Consider the following 17696-nt stretch of genomic DNA (forward strand, 5'->3'; position numbering starts at 1 on the left):
CTTACTCGACGATCTTTGCAACAACCCCGGCACCAACGGTACGGCCACCTTCGCGAATCGCGAAGCGCAGACCTTCTTCCATTGCAATCGGTGCAATCAGGGTGACGTCCAACTTAACGTTGTCGCCAGGCATGACCATCTCTACACCTTCCGGCAGTTCACATGACCCGGTCACATCGGTGGTCCGGAAATAGAACTGGGGACGGTATCCTTTGAAGAACGGCGTATGACGACCGCCTTCCTCTTTGCTCAGTACATAAATTTCTGACTCAAAACGCGTATGCGGCTTGATGCTGCCTGGCTTGCACAGAACCTGACCACGCTCAACGTCGTCACGCTTGGTACCACGCAACAGTACACCAACGTTCTCGCCCGCACGACCTTCGTCAAGCAGCTTACGGAACATCTCAACACCGGTGCAGGTGGTCTTCACGGTATCTTTGATACCAACGATTTCCACTTCGTCACCAACCTTGACAATACCGCGCTCTACACGACCGGTCACAACGGTACCACGGCCAGAGATCGAGAACACATCCTCAATCGGCATTAGGAACGGCTGATCGATCGCACGCTCAGGCTCAGGGATGTAATCGTCCAGGGCCTCTACCAGCTTCTTAACAGCCGTGGTGCCCATTTCGTTGTCATCCTTACCTTCCAACGCCATCAGCGCCGAACCGGTAATGATCGGAGTGTCGTCGCCCGGGAAGTCGTACTGGCTCAGCAGATCACGAACTTCCATCTCGACCAGCTCAAGCAGCTCTTCGTCATCGACCATGTCCGCCTTGTTCAGGAACACAACGATGAAAGGCACGCCAACCTGACGAGACAGCAGGATGTGCTCACGGGTCTGCGGCATCGGGCCGTCAGCGGCGGAACACACCAGAATAGCACCGTCCATCTGAGCCGCACCGGTGATCATGTTCTTCACATAATCGGCGTGGCCTGGGCAGTCAACGTGTGCGTAGTGACGCGTTGGGGAGTCGTACTCAACGTGGGAGGTCGCGATGGTGATACCACGCGCCTTCTCTTCCGGTGCGTTATCGATCTGATCGAATGCGCGCAGCTCACCTGAGCCCCATACTTCATGACACACGCGCGTCAGCGCTGCGGTCAGAGTCGTCTTACCATGGTCAACGTGACCAATCGTGCCCACGTTCAGGTGCGGCTTTTTACGTTCAAACTTTGATTTAGACACGGTTATACCTCTTCCTGTTTCTTAAGTCTGGGAATCAACCCTTTTTCATGATCGCTTCGGCAATGTTCGAAGGTGCTTCCATATATCTGGAGAACTCCATCGTGTAAGACGCCCGCCCCTGTGTTGCTGAACGCAGGTCCGTGGCATAACCGAACATCTCCGACAACGGAACTTCTGCGCGGACAATTTTGCCCGCTACGCCGTCGTCCATACCTGAAATCAGACCGCGACGACGGTTAAGGTCACCTACTACGTCGCCCATGTAATCCTCAGGCGTAATGACCTCTACTTTCATCAACGGCTCAAGCAGTGCCGGGCTTGCTTCAAGAGCACCCTTCTTCATTGCCATGGAACCCGCGATCTTGAACGCCATTTCATTGGAGTCCACATCGTGATAGGAACCGTCGTGAAGTGTCGCTTTGATTCGCAGCAATGGGTAACCTGCGAGGACGCCATTCTGCATCTGCTCGTGGATGCCCTGCTGTACCGCCGGAATATATTCCTTCGGAACAGCACCACCAACAATTTCGTTTACGAAGATGAAATTCGCTCCGTCTTCGTCGTCCAGTGGTAGCGGCTCAAGCCTGACGTGAACATGACCGTACTGACCACGACCGCCTGACTGACGTACAAACTTACCCTCAACATCAACAGACTTACGAATACACTCGCGATAGGCTACCTGAGGCTTACCAATGTTTGCCTCAACCTTGAATTCACGGCGCATACGGTCAACGATGATGTCCAGGTGCAACTCACCCATCCCAGAAATAATCGTCTGGCCAGACTCTTCGTCAGTGCGCACACGGAATGAAGGATCTTCCTGAGCCAGCTTGCCCAGCGCAACACCCATCTTCTCCTGATCCGCCTTCGACTTGGGCTCGACAGCAACCGATATAACGGGCTCCGGGAACTCCATTTTTTCAAGGATGATCTTGGCGTTTTCCGCACACAGGGTATCACCTGTTGTTACGCTCTTCAGACCGATTGCAGCAGCAATGTCACCAGCCAGAACTTCTTTGATTTCCTGGCGGTCCTTGGAGTGCATCTGAACCATACGGCCAACGCGCTCTTTCTTTTGCTTGACCGAGTTATAAACAGCCTGGCCCGATTCCAGCTTGCCCGAGTAAACCCGGAAGAAGGTCAGTGTCCCCACGAATGGGTCAGTCGCAATCTTGAAAGCCAGAGCAGAGAACGGCGCACTGTCATCAGCTGGACGAATCTCTTCGGTACCGTCTTCGTCAACGATGCCATGAATCGGTTTAACTTCATCCGGCGCCGGCAGGAATTCGATCACTGCGTCGAGAACCGCCTGAACACCTTTGTTCTTGAACGCCGAACCACAGGTTGCCAGAACGATTTCATTCGCCAACGTACGCAGGCGAAGACCTTTCTTGATCTCATCGTTGGTTAGCTCACCACCCTCGAGGTACTTGTTCATGAGCTCTTCATTGGCTTCGGCCGCAGCTTCAACCATTTGCTCACGATACAAAGCGCACTCTTCTGCCATTTCAGCAGGAATTTCGCGTTCGTCGTACGTCATCCCGGAATCTTCTTCATTCCAGTAGATGGCTTGCATTCGAATAAGATCAATTACACCCTTAAAATCTTCCTCAGCGCCGATAGGCAGCTGAATCGGAACCGGAGTTGCGCCCAGGCGGGCCTTGATCTGGTCAACCACACGCAGGAAGTTCGCACCAGCACGGTCCATCTTGTTGACGAACACCATGCGAGGAACTTCGTACTTGTTGGCCTGACGCCAAACAGTCTCAGACTGCGGCTCAACACCGGAAGAACCACAGAACACCACAACCGCACCATCGAGAACCCGGAGCGAACGCTCCACTTCGATGGTGAAGTCAACGTGTCCCGGTGTATCAATGATATTGATACGATGTTCCGGGTACTGCTTGTCCATACCACTCCAGAAACAGGTCGTCGCAGCGGAGGTAATAGTGATGCCTCGCTCCTGCTCCTGCTCCATCCAGTCCATGGTGGCTGCGCCATCGTGAACTTCACCGATCTTGTGGGAAATACCTGTATAGAACAGGACCCGCTCGGTGGTGGTGGTTTTGCCCGCATCTACGTGCGCACAAATACCAATATTTCTGTATCGCTTAATTGGAGTCTTGCGTGCCACTGTGTAAACCTCAGCTTGTTAGAAACGGAAGTGAGAGAAAGCCTTGTTGGCTTCTGCCATGCGATGAACGTCTTCGCGCTTCTTAACAGCGGAGCCCTTGCTATCAGCGGCATCCAGGATTTCTCCTGCGAGACGCTGCGCCATGGACTTTTCACCGCGCTTCCGTGAAAATTCTACGAGCCAACGCATAGCCAGCGCATTCTGACGAGAAGGACGCACTTCAACAGGCACCTGGTAGGTAGCACCACCCACACGACGGGACTTAACCTCGACCATCGGCTGGATGTTTTCCAGGGCCTTTTCGAACATGTCGATCGGCTCTTCTTTGGATTTCTCAGCTACAATATCGAGCGCGCCATAAACAATGCGCTCTGCAACGGACTTCTTGCCACTTTCCATCACGTGGTTGATGAATTTGGCCAGCCGCTGGCTGTGAAATTTCGGATCCGGGATAATGTCCCGTTTTGCTGCAACTCTTCTTCTAGGCATCGATAAGCCCTTATTATCAAAAGGTCTTCAGGAACCCCTGAGATAGCATCAGCTACTCAGCCTTACTCTTACCGTTAATGGCAACGATAAAAGATACCCGCTAGGGACATCAGGACTTGGGTCGTTTAGCACCGTACTTGGAGCGGCCCTGCTTACGGTTCTGTACACCTTGGGTGTCCAGTGTTCCGCGAACAGTGTGATAGCGCACACCCGGAAGGTCTTTTACTCGACCGCCACGGATCAGCACTACGCTGTGCTCCTGTAGGTTGTGACCCTCACCACCAATATAAGATGAAACCTCGTAACCGTTCGTCAGACGCACCCGGCAAACCTTACGGAGTGCTGAGTTCGGCTTCTTCGGCGTAGTTGTGTATACACGAGTGCACACACCCCGACGCTGCGGGCAGCTTTGCAGCGCCGGAACGTCGCTTTTTGCCGCTTTGCGTTTACGAGGCTTACGTACCAACTGATTAATCGTTGCCATGTAAGCAAACTCCAAAAAACTGGATCATTGAATATTACCCCGGAGGGCAAAATTTAAGGGACGCAAGTGTAAGCCTGCGCCCCTTGTCAGTCAAGATGACTGATTTCTTTTTAACCAACTCCCGGTCAGTAATAACCGGGGGTCGGTTATCGGTTGAGCTCGGCGCTCAATGCTTCCGCTACGTCTTCCGCCGTCACACCCTGCTGCTCCAGGTCACGTTTACGGCGGCGTTCCGCATGGTATGCCAAGCCGGTACCGGCCGGTATCAAACGACCAACGACCACGTTTTCTTTCAAACCGCGGAGATAGTCGCGCTTGCCAGTGACCGCGCCTTCGGTGAGAACGCGTGTAGTCTCCTGGAACGACGCTGCCGAGATAAACGACTCGGTTGCCAGCGACGACTTGGTGATACCCATGAGCAGACGCTCACATTTAGCCGGTTGCTTGTCCGCTGCAACCGCTGCTTGGTTGGCCTCAATAAACTGATGATACTGGACAGTATCACCACCCAGAAAGCCAGTCTCTCCAGCGTCGGTGATCTCAACTTTGCGCAACATCTGACGCACGATAACTTCAATGTGCTTGTCGTTTATCACAACACCTTGCAGGCGATATACATCCTGGATTTCGTTGGTGATGTACTTCGCCAACTCAACCACACCCAACAGACGAAGAATGTCGTGCGGGTTGGACGGCCCATCGGAGATCACCTCACCGCGTTCAACCGTTTCGCCTTCGAACACGTTGAGCTGACGCCACTTCGGAATCAGAACCTCGTAGACATCGCCTTCTCTCGGTGTAATAACCAGACGCTTCTTGCCCTTGGTTTCCTTACCAAACGACACGACGCCACTGATCTCGGCGAGAATCGAAGGCTCTTTCGGACGACGCGCCTCAAACAAGTCAGCAACACGAGGCAAACCACCCGTGATGTCCCGAGTCTTCGAGCTCGCCTGCGGAATACGGGCAACCACATCACCCAACGCCACCTTACCGCCATTATTGATGGTAATCAGTGCGTTAGCGGGCAAGAAGAACTGCGCAGGGCCACCGCCGGGCAACACTACTTCGTCGCCCTTTTCATCCAGCAGCTGAACCATTGGACGGATATCCTTACCGGCCGCTGGACGCTCCTTCTGATCGATCACCTGCACCGTTGACAGGCCAGTGAGCTCATCAGTTTGGGTCCGGACTGTTATGCCCTGATCCATGCCGACAAACTGAGCCGTACCCACACCTTCCGCGATGATCGGGTGCGTATGGGGATCCCATTTCGCAACCGAGGCACCGGCTTCCACGCTGTCACCGTGCTTTACCGACAACATGGCGCCGTATGGCAACTTGTACCATTCACGCTCACGCCCTTGGTCATCCGCAACCGCAAGCGCGGACGAGCGGGAAACTACAACCAGGCTACCATCGGTTCTTTCGATCGACTTCAAGTTGTGCAGCCGGACAGTACCGCCATGCTTAACCTGAATATTATCGACTGCCGATGCCCGACTTGCCGCACCACCGATGTGGAACGTCCGCATGGTCAGCTGGGTGCCCGGCTCACCGATGGACTGGGCCGCGATAACACCGACGGCTTCACCCACGTTGACCAGGTGCCCGCGAGCCAGATCGCGACCATAACAGCTTGCACAGACACCGTGCTTGGTGTCACAGCTGATGGTTGATCGAACCCAGATTTCATCCACACCCGCTCGCTCAACCATCTCAATGGTTGTTTCATCAAGCAGGGTACCGGCCGCAACCACCGCATTGTCTTTATCGGTCGGCGTGAACACGTCTCGAGCCGTAACACGGCCAAGGACCCGATCACCCAGCGGCACAACCACGTCGCCACCTTCGATGTGCGGCGTCATCAGCAGACCTTCACTGGTGCCACAATCAACCTCGGTCACAACCAGATCCTGGGATACATCCACCAGACGGCGCGTCAGGTAACCTGAGTTCGCTGTCTTAAGCGCGGTATCGGCCAGACCCTTACGAGCACCGTGGGTCGAAATAAAGTACTGAAGTACGTTCAGCCCTTCACGGAAGTTCGCCGTGATCGGTGTTTCGATGATGGAGCCATCCGGCTTGGCCATCAGGCCTCGCATACCGGCCAGCTGACGGATCTGGGCAGCGGAACCCCGCGCGCCCGAATCGGCCATCATGTAAACCGAGTTGAACGACTCCTGCATCAGGTACTCGCCATCCTCGCCCTTGACGGGCTTGCCGTCAGGCCCGATGACCTGTTCTTTGGACAGGCGCTCCATCATGGCCTTCGATACTTTATCGTTGGCACGGGACCAGATATCGATAACCTTGTTGTACTTCTCGCCCTGGGTCAGCAGACCCGACGCGTACTGGGTTTCAATTTCCTTGACTTCGTCCTCGGCCGCCTCGACCATCTCGTACTTCTCAGGAGGAATCTCAAAATCGTTCACACCAATCGACGTACCTGACACTGTGGCGTAATGGAAACCGGTGTACATCAACTGATCAGCGAAAATAACCGATTCTTTCAGACCAACCGTTCTGTAACACACGTTGATCAGGTTCGAGATCGCTTTCTTCACCATCGGCCGGTTGACGATATCAAACGGCATGCCGTCCGGAACTACGTCAAAAAGCAGTGCTCGACCGACCGTTGTGTCGACAATGTTGTAATGCTCGGTCTTGTCGCCACTATCGCCGGCGCGGACTTCTTTAACCCGAACCTTGATTGAGGCCTGAAGATCTACCTTCCGGGCGCCATACGCCCGATGTACCTCTTTGGTGTCCGAAAACACCATGCCTTCACCCTTGGCGTTCTTTCGCTCACGGGTCATGTAATACAGACCCAGCACCACATCCTGGGAAGGTACGATGATAGGCTCACCGTTCGCGGGCGATAGCACGTTGTTCGTCGACATCATCAACGCACGAGCTTCAAGCTGTGCCTCAATGGTCAGCGGCACGTGAACGGCCATCTGGTCGCCGTCGAAGTCAGCGTTGTAAGCCGCACAAACCAATGGGTGCAACTGGATCGCCTTACCTTCAATCAACACCGGCTCAAACGCCTGGATACCCAGACGGTGAAGGGTCGGTGCCCGGTTTAGCATGATCGGGTGCTCGCGAATAACTTCGTCGAGGATGTCCCAGACGACCGCTTCTTCGCGCTCAACCATCTTCTTAGCCGCTTTGATGGTCGTGGCGAGGCCACGATGCTCAAGCTTGGCAAAGATGAATGGCTTGAATAGCTCTAGCCCCATTTTCTTGGGCAGACCACACTGGTGCAGCCGCAGGTAAGGACCCACTACAATGACCGACCGGCCCGAGTAGTCCACCCGCTTACCCAGCAGGTTCTGACGGAAGCGACCTTGCTTGCCCTTGATCATGTCGGCCAACGACTTCAACGGACGCTTATTGGTACCGGTGATAGCACGACCGCGACGGCCATTATCCAGCAAAGCGTCAACCGCTTCCTGCAGCATGCGCTTTTCATTGCGGACAATAATGTCCGGCGCATTCAGCTCCAGCAACCGTTTGAGGCGGTTGTTACGGTTGATCACACGACGGTAAAGGTCGTTCAGGTCAGAGGTCGCAAAGCGCCCGCCGTCCAACGGAACCAGTGGCCGGAGATCTGGCGGCAATACCGGAAGCACCGTCATGATCATGTCGCCAGGACGGTTACCAGAGTTAAGGAACGCTTCAAGGATCTTCAGGCGCTTGCTGAACTTCTTGATCTTGGTTTCGGAGTTGGTCTGCGGAATCTCTTCCCGCAGGCCGTCAACCGCTTCCTGGAGATCAATATCTTCCAGCAACGCCTTGACCGCCTCGGCACCCATGCGGGCGTCGAACTCGTCACCAAACTCTTCCAATGCTTCATAGTACTGCTCGTCGTTCAGCAGTTGGCCGCGTTCAAGCGTGGTCATTCCCGGGTCGATAACAATAAACGACTCGAAATAGAGCACTCGCTCAATATCGCGCAGCGTCATGTCCAGCATCAAACCGATACGGGAGGGCAGCGACTTCAGGAACCATATGTGAGCAACTGGACTTGCCAGCTCAATATGGCCCATACGTTCGCGGCGAACGCTGGCCAGTGCGACTTCAACGCCGCACTTTTCACAAATCACACCACGGTGCTTGAGGCGTTTGTACTTACCGCACAAGCACTCATAGTCTTTGATAGGGCCGAAAATTTTTGCACAAAAAAGGCCGTCACGCTCAGGTTTGAACGTACGGTAATTAATGGTCTCTGGTTTTTTAACTTCACCAAAGGACCATGAGCGAATCATATCAGGGGATGCCAATCCAATACGGATGGCATCAAAGTCCTGCTTCTGGTTCTGGCTCTTGAGAAGATTCAGTAAATCTTTCATCAGTAACAGCTCCGGATGGCGTTAATCTCGGGCGGACACCTAACGGTGCCCGCTCACGCTGCCAAAAAACAATTCGGCTCAGTCAGATTCCAGCTCGATGTCGATACCCAGCGAGCGGATTTCTTTAATAAGAACGTTGAAGGATTCGGGCATGCCCGGCTCCATCCGATGATCACCATCGACAATATTCTTATACATCTTGGTCCGACCGTTCACATCATCAGACTTAACGGTGAGCATTTCCTGCAGCGTATACGCCGCACCGTAGGCCTCAAGAGCCCACACTTCCATCTCACCGAAGCGCTGGCCACCGAACTGCGCCTTACCACCCAGCGGCTGCTGGGTAACGAGACTGTACGAACCAGTCGAACGAGCGTGCATCTTGTCGTCGATCAAATGGTTCAGCTTCAGCACGTACATATATCCGACGGTAACAGGACGATCAAAGGTGTCACCAGTACGGCCATCGTACAGCTTGATCTGACCGCTGGTGTCCATGTCAGCCAGTTCCAGCATACGCTTAACTTCGGATTCCTTGGCACCATCGAACACGGCTGTTGCCATTGGCACGCCACCGCGAAGATTATCCGCCAGTTCCATAATCTCAGCATCGGACAGACTGTCGAGATCAACCCGATTGACTTCGTCGCTGTGATTGTAGATCTGATCAAGCAAATCGCGAATGTCGGTGATCTTGCGCTGCGCTTCCAGCATCCCGTTGATTTTGTGCCCCAAACCTTTCGCGGCAGCACCCAGGTGTGTTTCAAGCACCTGACCAACGTTCATACGAGATGGCACACCCAACGGGTTCAACACGATGTCGACTGGATTACCCTGCTCGTCATAGGGCATGTCCTCCACGGGCATAACCGCGGAAATAACACCCTTGTTACCATGACGACCTGCCATCTTGTCACCTGGCTGGATACGACGCTTGATAGCCAGGTACACCTTAACGATCTTGAGAACGCCTGGCGCCAGATCATCACCTTGCTGCAGCTTGCGTCTTTTATCGTCAAAACGTGCTTCATGGTCTTTCTTACGGTCTTCAAGACCCTGCTCTGACTTCTCGAGCAACTCGTTCAAACCGTCGTCTTTCAGGCGTAGCTTGAACCAATCTTCCCGCGGCAAATCTGCCAGGAAGGCTTCATCAAGCTTGGCGCCTTTCTTGAGACCCGGGCCACTGATGACTTCCTGCCCGCTCAAAGCGCTGGTCAGTCGTTCAAATGTGGCGCCTGCGACAATACGATATTCGTCTTTCAGGTCCTTCCGGTACTTGTCGAGCTGCTCTTTTTCAATCGCCAGTGCCCGCTGGTCTTTTTCGATGCCGTCGCGTGTAAACACCTGAACATCGATCACGGTACCATGGGTACCGGTGGACACCCGGCTGGACGTATCTTTAACGTCCGAGGCCTTCTCACCAAAGATTGCACGCAGGAGTTTCTCTTCTGGCGTCAACTGGGTTTCACCTTTCGGTGTAACCTTGCCCACCAGAATGTCGCCCGGACCAACTTCGGCACCGATGTAAACAATACCCGACTCATCCAGCTTCGACAGCGCGCTTTCGCCAACGTTCGGGATATCCGCGGTGATCTCTTCGCTGCCCAACTTGGTGTCACGAGCAACACAGGTCAGTTCCTGGATGTGAATCGTGGTGAAGCGATCTTCCTGGACCACTTTTTCAGAGACCAGAATGGAATCCTCAAAGTTGTAACCATTCCAGGGCATGAACGCGATCCGCATGTTCTGGCCCAAGGCCAGCTCACCCAGATCGACCGACGGCCCGTCTGCCAGGACATCACCGCGGGCAATTCCATCGCCTTGCTTGACGATCGAGCGCTGATTGATGCACGTGTTCTGGTTTGAACGGGTGTACTTGGTCAAATTGTAGATATCAACGCCGGCGTCACCGGCGGCGGTCTCTTCGTTATTCACCCGAATAACGATACGAGCCGCATCCACACTCTCTACCACGCCGCCGCGACGGGCGGTCACACAGACGCCGGAATCCTGCGCCACTATGCGCTCAATCCCAGTACCCACCAGCGGCTTGTCAGCACGCAGGGTCGGTACGGCCTGACGCTGCATGTTCGAGCCCATCAGCGCCCGGTTAGCATCATCGTGCTCAAGGAACGGAATGAGTGACGCAGCAACCGAGACTACCTGGCGCGGCGACACGTCCTTGAAATTCACGTTCTCTGGCGGTGTTACAGTAAACTCGTTCTGGTGCCGAACAGTAACCAGCTCGTCAACCAGACGGTTGTCTTCATCAACCGCGGCGCTCGCCTGTGCGATGATGAAGTTGCTTTCCTCAATAGCTGAGAGGTAAACAATCTCATCCGTCACCTTACCGGCAATAACCTTCCGGTACGGGCTCTCAAGGAATCCGTAGGAGTTGGTGCGGGCATAGGTGGCCAGCGAGTTGATCAGACCGATGTTCGGACCTTCCGGCGTCTCGATTGGACAAACCCGGCCATAATGCGTCGGGTGAACGTCTCGAACCTCAAAGCCCGCACGCTCACGGGTCAAACCACCGGGGCCGAGTGCTGACACACGGCGCTTGTGAGTGACTTCCGACAGCGGGTTGTTCTGATCCATAAACTGAGACAGCTGACTGGAGCCAAAGAATTCTTTGACAGCCGCCGCTACAGGCTTGGCATTGATGAGATCCTGTGGCATCAAGCCTTCACTTTCAGCCAGGCTCAACCGTTCACGCACCGCACGCTCAACACGAACGAGACCAACACGGAACTGGTTCTCAGCCATTTCGCCTACAGAGCGAATACGGCGATTACCCAGGTTGTCAATGTCATCGACATTGCCCTGGCCGTTACGGATATTGATCAGCGTCTTAAGAACATCAATGATGTCATCGTTGGTCAGGATACCCGCACCGGTGCTTTCTTCGCGCCCCAGACGGCGGTTCAGCTTCATTCGGCCGACCGACGACAGATCGTAGCGCTCTTCCGAGAAGAACAGGTTGTTGAACAGATTTTCCGCCGACTCTTTGGTCGGGGGCTCGCCCGGACGCATCATGCGGTAAATCTCAACCAGCGCTTCCAGCGGGGTCCGCGTCGGATCGATACGAAGTGTATCCGACATAAACGGGCCACAGTCGAGATCGTTTGTGTACAGGGTATCAATTTCATCGATACCTGCTGCCAGCACTTTTTCGACTATTTCGTCGGTAAGCTCGGTATTGCACTCAACCAGCACTTCACCGGACTTGGTGTCGATCATGTCACGGGCCAGTACGCGACCGTATAGATACTCGGTCGGAACTTCCAACTCGGTCATACCAGACTTTTCAAGCTGACGGATATGACGCGCTGTGATTCGACGACCTTCTTCGGCGATGACACTGCCATCTTTATCTTTAATATCGAACGTCGCGATATCACCACGCAAGCGGCTGGGAACCAGCTCCAGCTTGCAGGTTTCAGCACCGATACGGAACTTACTGGTATCAAAGAACATCTCGAGCATTTGCTCGGAGGTGAAGCTCAATGCACGCAGAAGAATCGATGCCGGCAGCTTACGACGCCGATCGATACGAACAAACACGCAGTCCTTTGGATCGAATTCAAAATCGAGCCAGGAACCGCGGTAAGGAATAACCCGCGCAGAATAGAGCAACTTCCCGGAGGAGTGGGTCTTGCCTTTGTCGTGATCAAAGAACACGCCCGGCGACCGGTGCAACTGGGAAACAATAACCCGTTCGGTACCATTGACAACAAAGGTGCCGTTCTCGGTCATCAGGGGCATTTCGCCCATGTAGACTTCCTGCTCCTTGATGTCCTTGATCGCTTTATTCGACGATTCCTTGTCGTAAATTATTAGACGCACTTTAACCCGCAGCGGCGCTGCATACGTCACACCCCGTAGCTGGCATTCCTTGACATCAAATACCGGCTCTCCAATGCGGTAACTCACGTATTCGAGTGCCGCATTGCCAGAATAACTGACAATCGGGAATACGGATTTGAATGCTGCGTGCAGGCCAGTTTCCTGGCGGGCATCCGCAGCCGCTTCCATTTGCAGGAAGTCCCGATATGAATCCAGCTGAATAGACAGCAAATAGGGGACATCCATCACGGAAGGCAATTTACTAAAATCTTTGCGAATCCGCTTTTTCTCAGTATAGGAGTAAGTCATCTGCATTCCCCAGCTTTAGACCTGATACCTGGTATCAAGAAGCAACCATTTTCCTGCTTCGGGGCCGAATTGCTCGGCTTACTGCGCCGTCTTGAACAAGACTCGGACTGTAGGTTATAGCGATAGCTGTCTTTCAAGATTTGGACCACCATCTCTATAGCATATACAACAGAAAAAGGCCGGTGGCGCATGGCCACCAGCCCGTCCACGCCTATGGCATGGTTGCGATCAACAGCGAGCTATTACTTAAGCTCAACTGAAGCGCCTGCTTCCTCAAGCTTCTTCTTAGCTGCTTCAGCGTCGTCTTTGCTGACAGCTTCCTTGATGGTGGAAGGCGCGCTATCAACCATTTCCTTCGCTTCTTTCAGGCCAAGACCTGTCAGCTCACGAACCGCTTTGATAGCGTTTACTTTCTTCTCACCAGGACCGGTCAAAATAACATCAAATTCGGTCTGCTCTTCTGCGGCAGCGGCTTCGCCGGCTGCAGCTGGCGCTGCAGCTACTGCGGCTGCAGCAGATACACCGAACTTTTCTTCCATTGCTTCAACCAGCGCAACAACATCCATTACGCTCATTTCAGAAATTGCATTCAAAATATCGTCGTTAGACAGAGCCATGACTTTCTCCCAAAAAAATAAATATGGTGTTCAACAGAATCAAGCAGCATCTTGCTTCTGGTCGCGAACTGCCGCTACAGCACGTGTCACTTTCGAAGGAACTTCGTTCAGTGTCCGCGCAAGCTTGGTAATCGGTGCCTGTGTCACTGCGGCCAGCATCGTTAACGCCTCGTGGCGTGTCGGAAGCTTGGCAAGGCGATCAATCTGGTCTGCACCCATCAGCTCACCGCCAACAGCCAAACCTTTGATATCAAATGCCTCTTTCTCTTTTGCAAAATCCTTCAGCAGCCTCGCAGCCGCGCCTGGATCTTCCATTGAGAACGCCAGAATAGTCGGACCAACCAGCACATCTTTGATGCACTCGAACTCGGTACCCACGACGGCCAGTTTCGCTAGGTTGTTACGAACAACCTTTAGACGAACCTGCTCAGCGCGAGCCTTCGCACGCAACGCCGTCATGTCACCAGAGGTGACACCACGGTAGTCGGCCAGTACGACGGACAGAGCACCACCGGCAGTCTCGTTGACTTCAGCGACGATCGCTTTCTTGTCTTCGAGTCTAATTGCCACTGGATTTCTCCTCGATTTCGCTGGAATCATTTCCAGCAAACCCATCATTGCCCTTACGGGCGCCTAACGGTGTTTGGGTTCAGAGAGAACGTCTTCACACCGTCTGCGCAGGCGTTGCTTTAACCCTTGCGGCTCAAATGAACCTCGGGGGCCTGCGGTCTTTGACAGCCTTGGCTTCCGCCTAGACTACAAAGTACCTATCGATTGCCAGCACTCAGATATTAAGAGCGCTTTGATCGATAGTTAAACCAGGACCCATCGTTGACGACAGACTTACCTTTTTGAGGTAAATGCCTTTCGCTGACGAGGGCTTGGCTTTTTTCAGGTCCGCAATCAACGACTCAAGGTTTTCCTTGATCGCGTCTGCAGTAAATTCAACATTACCCAACGGCGAATGAATAATACCGTTCTTGTCAGTTCTGTACCGAACCTGACCGGCCTTGGCGTTTTTAACCGCCGTCTCAACATCGGGGGTAACGGTACCGACCTTCGGGTTCGGCATCAGGCCACGAGGACCCAGGATCTGGCCGAGCTGACCCACAACGCGCATGGCGTCCGGTGTCGCAATAACCACATCAAAGTCCATGTTACCTTTCTTCACTTCTTCGGCCAGGTCATCCATACCTACAATGTCAGCACCGGCTGCGGTTGCTTTCTCAGCATTAGCACCCTGTGTGAACACCGCAACACGTACGGTTTTGCCTGTACCGTTAGGAAGAACCGTGCTGCTGCGAACAACCTGGTCGGATTTACGCGCATCCACACCCAGGTTGATAGCAACATCAATGGATTCTTTGAACTTGACCGACTGCCCCAATTCGATAAGCACTGAAACGGCCTCATCAACGGAGTAGGCGCGGGTCGGATCGATTTTTTCAGCAATCAGCTTTTGACGTTTGCTTAGCTTAGCCATTTTACAGACCCTCCACGTTCAGGCCCATACTGCGGGCTGTTCCTGCGATCGTACGCACGGCGGCGTCCATATCGGCTGCCGTCAGATCTGGCTCTTTAGTCTTCGCGATTTCTTCAAGCTGGGCACGCGTAACAGTACCGACCTTCTCAGTGTTCGGACGACCTGAACCACTCTTGATGCCCGCTGCTTTTTTCAGCAACACCGGAGCAGGAGGCGTCTTGGTAATGAACGTGAAGCTACGGTCACTGTAGACGGTAATCACGGTAGGAATCGGCAGACCAGCTTCCATATCCTGGGTCTGGGCATTGAATGCCTTACAAAATTCCATGATGTTCACACCGCGCTGACCCAACGCTGGACCAACTGGCGGACTCGGGTTTGCCTTACCGGCAGCAACCTGAAGCTTGATATAGGCGTCAATCTTCTTAGCCATGATTTTCTCCTGGTGGGTTCAAGCGCCTTACGGCTCCCCTTTTGAGACACAAAAAGCCCGCGTCACTCAAGTGCGCGAGCTATCAGCATTTTGACCGCTGTCAGTCTTTTTCAACCTGCCCAAACTCCAGTTCAACCGGAGTAGAACGACCGAAAATCAAAACAGCGACCTTGACCCGACTCTTGTCGTAATCAACTTCTTCCACGACACCATTAAAGTCAGCGAACGGCCCTTCAGTGACACGAACAATCTCGCCCGGCTCAAACAACGTCTTCGGCTTGGGCTTATCAACACCGCTTTCAACACGGCGCAGAATCGCGTCTGCCTCTTTTTCGGTAATCGGTGCCGGCTTATCTTTCGTGCCACCGATGAAACCAAGCACACGTGGCGTGTTCTTTACCAAGTGCCAGGTTGCGTCATCCATTTCCATCTGAACAAGCACATAACCAGGGTAAAACTTGCGCTCGCTCTTGCGCTTTTTGCCATCTCGCATTTCAACGACTTCTTCCGTTGGCACGAGAATCTCACCGAAACGATCTTCCATCTCGTTAAGCGCAACACGCTCTTTCAGAGTGCGCATTACGTGCTTTTCGTAGCCAGAATACGCATGAACGACGTACCAGCGCTTAGCCATTGCCCACTCCTGTTACCCGATAAATCCGGAGACCAGAAAACTGATCAGCGAGTCCATACCCCATAAAAGAAGCGCGACCACCAGAACAAACACCACAACGATAACCGTTGTCTGAATCAGTTCCGGCCTGGTAGGCCAAACCACCTTTCGGATCTCTACCCGCGCCTCTTTCAGCAGGGCAGCAAATCGCCGCCCGCGATCAGTCTGCAAGGCAACCAAAGTCGCGACCACTGCAAGCGCGACCAAGCCAAGAACCCGATACAAGATGGATTCAGCGCTAAAATACTGATTACCGACGACACCGACGGCGACCAATGCAAAGACAACCAACCACTTCACACTATCGAACCGGCTGGTTCCACTTTCTGCTTTTGACTCCATAGGAATCAGCTTATGTATCCGGAAGTTTAAAAATGGCAGGCCAGGAGGGAATCGAACCCCCAACCTGCGGTTTTGGAGACCGCTGCTCTGCCAATTGAGCTACTGGCCTGCACCGAAACTACTCAGCGCACTTACTCGACGATCTTTGCAACAACCCCGGCACCAACGGTACGGCCACCTTCGCGAATCGCGAAGCGCAGACCTTCTTCCATTGCAATCGGTGCAATCAGGGTGACGTCCAACTTAACGTTGTCGCCAGGCATGACCATCTCTACACCTTCCGGCAGTTCACATGACCCGGTCACATCGGTGGTCCGGAAATAGAACTGGGGACGGTATCCTTTGAAGAACGGCGTATGACGACCGCCTTCCTCTTTGCTCAGTACATAAATTTCTGACTCAAAACGCGTATGCGGCTTGATGCTGCCTGGCTTGCACAGAACCTGACCACGCTCAACGTCGTCACGCTTGGTACCACGCAACAGTACACCAACGTTCTCGCCCGCACGACCTTCGTCAAGCAGCTTACGGAACATCTCAACACCGGTGCAGGTGGTCTTCACGGTATCTTTGATACCAACGATTTCCACTTCGTCACCAACCTTGACAATACCGCGCTCTACACGACCGGTCACAACGGTACCACGGCCAGAGATCGAGAACACATCCTCAATCGGCATTAGGAACGGCTGATCGATCGCACGCTCAGGCTCAGGGATGTAATCGTCCAGGGCCTCTACCAGCTTCTTAACAGCCGTGGTGCCCATTTCGTTGTCATCCTTACCTTCCAACGCCATCAGCGCCGAACCGGTAATGATCGGAGTGTCGTCGCCCGGGAAGTCGTACTGGCTCAGCAGATCACGAACTTCCATCTCGACCAGCTCAAGCAGCTCTTCGTCATCGACCATGTCCGCCTTGTTCAGGAACACAACGATGAAAGGCACGCCAACCTGACGAGACAGCAGGATGTGCTCACGGGTCTGCGGCATCGGGCCGTCAGCGGCGGAACACACCAGAATAGCACCGTCCATCTGAGCCGCACCGGTGATCATGTTCTTCACATAATCGGCGTGGCCTGGGCAGTCAACGTGTGCGTAGTGACGCGTTGGGGAGTCGTACTCAACGTGGGAGGTCGCGATGGTGATACCACGCGCCTTCTCTTCCGGTGCGTTATCGATCTGATCGAATGCGCGCAGCTCACCTGAGCCCCATACTTCATGACACACGCGCGTCAGCGCTGCGGTCAGAGTCGTCTTACCATGGTCAACGTGACCAATCGTGCCCACGTTCAGGTGCGGCTTTTTACGTTCAAACTTTGATTTAGACA

General features: G+C 53.8%; 13 protein-coding genes and 1 tRNA gene. All 14 read right to left on the bottom strand.

The features are described from left to right. Nucleotide 1 precedes the first annotated feature (1 nt). On the bottom strand, nt 2-1198 hold the full coding sequence (tuf, locus tag GRX64_RS17940; protein WP_166263145.1) for an elongation factor Tu: 1197 nt from the start codon (nt 1196-1198) through the stop codon (nt 2-4). A gap of 34 nt (nt 1199-1232) precedes the next feature. Continuing rightward, nucleotides 1233-3338, bottom strand: coding sequence for an elongation factor G (gene fusA, locus GRX64_RS17945; RefSeq protein ID WP_166269308.1), 2106 nt, complete (start codon nt 3336-3338; stop codon nt 1233-1235). An 18-nt stretch (nt 3339-3356) separates the two neighbouring features. After that, nucleotides 3357-3827, bottom strand: a complete 471-nt coding sequence (gene rpsG, locus GRX64_RS17950; protein WP_166269310.1) for a 30S ribosomal protein S7 — start codon at nt 3825-3827, stop codon at nt 3357-3359. 109 nt (nt 3828-3936) lie between these two features. Beyond that, complete coding sequence (gene rpsL / locus GRX64_RS17955) at nt 3937-4311, bottom strand: 30S ribosomal protein S12 (RefSeq protein WP_152208463.1); 375 nt, start codon at nt 4309-4311, stop codon at nt 3937-3939. Between the two features lie 146 nt (nt 4312-4457). After that, nucleotides 4458-8666 carry a DNA-directed RNA polymerase subunit beta' gene (rpoC, locus tag GRX64_RS17960; protein ID WP_166269312.1) on the bottom strand — a complete coding sequence of 1403 codons (4209 nt, stop codon included), beginning with the start codon at nt 8664-8666 and terminating at the stop codon, nt 4458-4460. A 78-nt stretch (nt 8667-8744) separates the two neighbouring features. Next, nucleotides 8745-12821, bottom strand: coding sequence for a DNA-directed RNA polymerase subunit beta (gene rpoB, locus GRX64_RS17965; RefSeq protein WP_166269314.1), 4077 nt, complete (start codon nt 12819-12821; stop codon nt 8745-8747). 242 nt (nt 12822-13063) lie between these two features. Continuing rightward, the gene (rplL, locus tag GRX64_RS17970) at nt 13064-13438 is read right to left on the bottom strand and encodes a 50S ribosomal protein L7/L12 (RefSeq protein WP_166269316.1); all 375 of its coding nucleotides are present in this window, start codon (nt 13436-13438) and stop codon (nt 13064-13066) included. Between the two features lie 39 nt (nt 13439-13477). Then, nucleotides 13478-14008 carry a 50S ribosomal protein L10 gene (gene rplJ, locus GRX64_RS17975; protein ID WP_166269318.1) on the bottom strand — a complete coding sequence of 177 codons (531 nt, stop codon included), beginning with the start codon at nt 14006-14008 and terminating at the stop codon, nt 13478-13480. A 214-nt stretch (nt 14009-14222) separates the two neighbouring features. Next, nucleotides 14223-14921: a 50S ribosomal protein L1 gene (gene rplA, locus GRX64_RS17980; protein ID WP_166269319.1), complete on the bottom strand. Its 699-nt coding sequence runs from the start codon at nt 14919-14921 to the stop codon at nt 14223-14225. 1 nt (nt 14922) lies between these two features. Then, nucleotides 14923-15354 (bottom strand): 50S ribosomal protein L11, encoded by a 432-nt coding sequence (rplK, locus tag GRX64_RS17985; RefSeq protein WP_166269321.1) that lies wholly within the window; start codon nt 15352-15354, stop codon nt 14923-14925. A gap of 100 nt (nt 15355-15454) precedes the next feature. Further along, complete coding sequence (nusG, locus tag GRX64_RS17990; protein WP_166269323.1) at nt 15455-15988, bottom strand: transcription termination/antitermination protein NusG; 534 nt, start codon at nt 15986-15988, stop codon at nt 15455-15457. A gap of 12 nt (nt 15989-16000) precedes the next feature. Continuing rightward, a complete protein-coding gene (gene secE / locus GRX64_RS17995; protein WP_166269325.1) occupies nt 16001-16369 on the bottom strand; it encodes a preprotein translocase subunit SecE in 369 nt (122 codons plus the stop codon). A gap of 33 nt (nt 16370-16402) precedes the next feature. Continuing rightward, a tRNA-Trp gene (locus tag GRX64_RS18000) sits at nt 16403-16478 on the bottom strand. Nucleotides 16479-16500: 22 nt separating this feature from the next. Then, on the bottom strand, nt 16501-17696 hold a 1196-nt coding region (gene tuf / locus GRX64_RS18005; protein ID WP_235937586.1), incomplete at its 5' end, for an elongation factor Tu.

It is taken from the genome of Marinobacter caseinilyticus (assembly GCF_011074955.1).
GTDB lineage: Bacteria > Pseudomonadota > Gammaproteobacteria > Pseudomonadales > Oleiphilaceae > Marinobacter > Marinobacter caseinilyticus.

What these genes read in the sequence shown, in the direction of transcription:
- rpsL (WP_152208463.1), bottom strand. Translation starts at nt 4,311, where the DNA reads ATGGCAACGATTAATCAGTTGGTACGTAAGCCTCGTAAACGCAAAGCG.
- nusG (WP_166269323.1), bottom strand. Translation starts at nt 15,988, where the DNA reads ATGGCTAAGCGCTGGTACGTCGTTCATGCGTATTCTGGCTACGAAAAG.
- rpoB (WP_166269314.1), bottom strand. Translation starts at nt 12,821, where the DNA reads ATGACTTACTCCTATACTGAGAAAAAGCGGATTCGCAAAGATTTTAGT.
- rpsG (WP_166269310.1), bottom strand. Translation starts at nt 3,827, where the DNA reads ATGCCTAGAAGAAGAGTTGCAGCAAAACGGGACATTATCCCGGATCCG.
- rpoC (WP_166269312.1), bottom strand. Translation starts at nt 8,666, where the DNA reads ATGAAAGATTTACTGAATCTTCTCAAGAGCCAGAACCAGAAGCAGGAC.
- rplL (WP_166269316.1), bottom strand. Translation starts at nt 13,438, where the DNA reads ATGGCTCTGTCTAACGACGATATTTTGAATGCAATTTCTGAAATGAGC.
- rplA (WP_166269319.1), bottom strand. Translation starts at nt 14,921, where the DNA reads ATGGCTAAGCTAAGCAAACGTCAAAAGCTGATTGCTGAAAAAATCGAT.
- secE (WP_166269325.1), bottom strand. Translation starts at nt 16,369, where the DNA reads ATGGAGTCAAAAGCAGAAAGTGGAACCAGCCGGTTCGATAGTGTGAAG.
- rplK (WP_166269321.1), bottom strand. Translation starts at nt 15,354, where the DNA reads ATGGCTAAGAAGATTGACGCCTATATCAAGCTTCAGGTTGCTGCCGGT.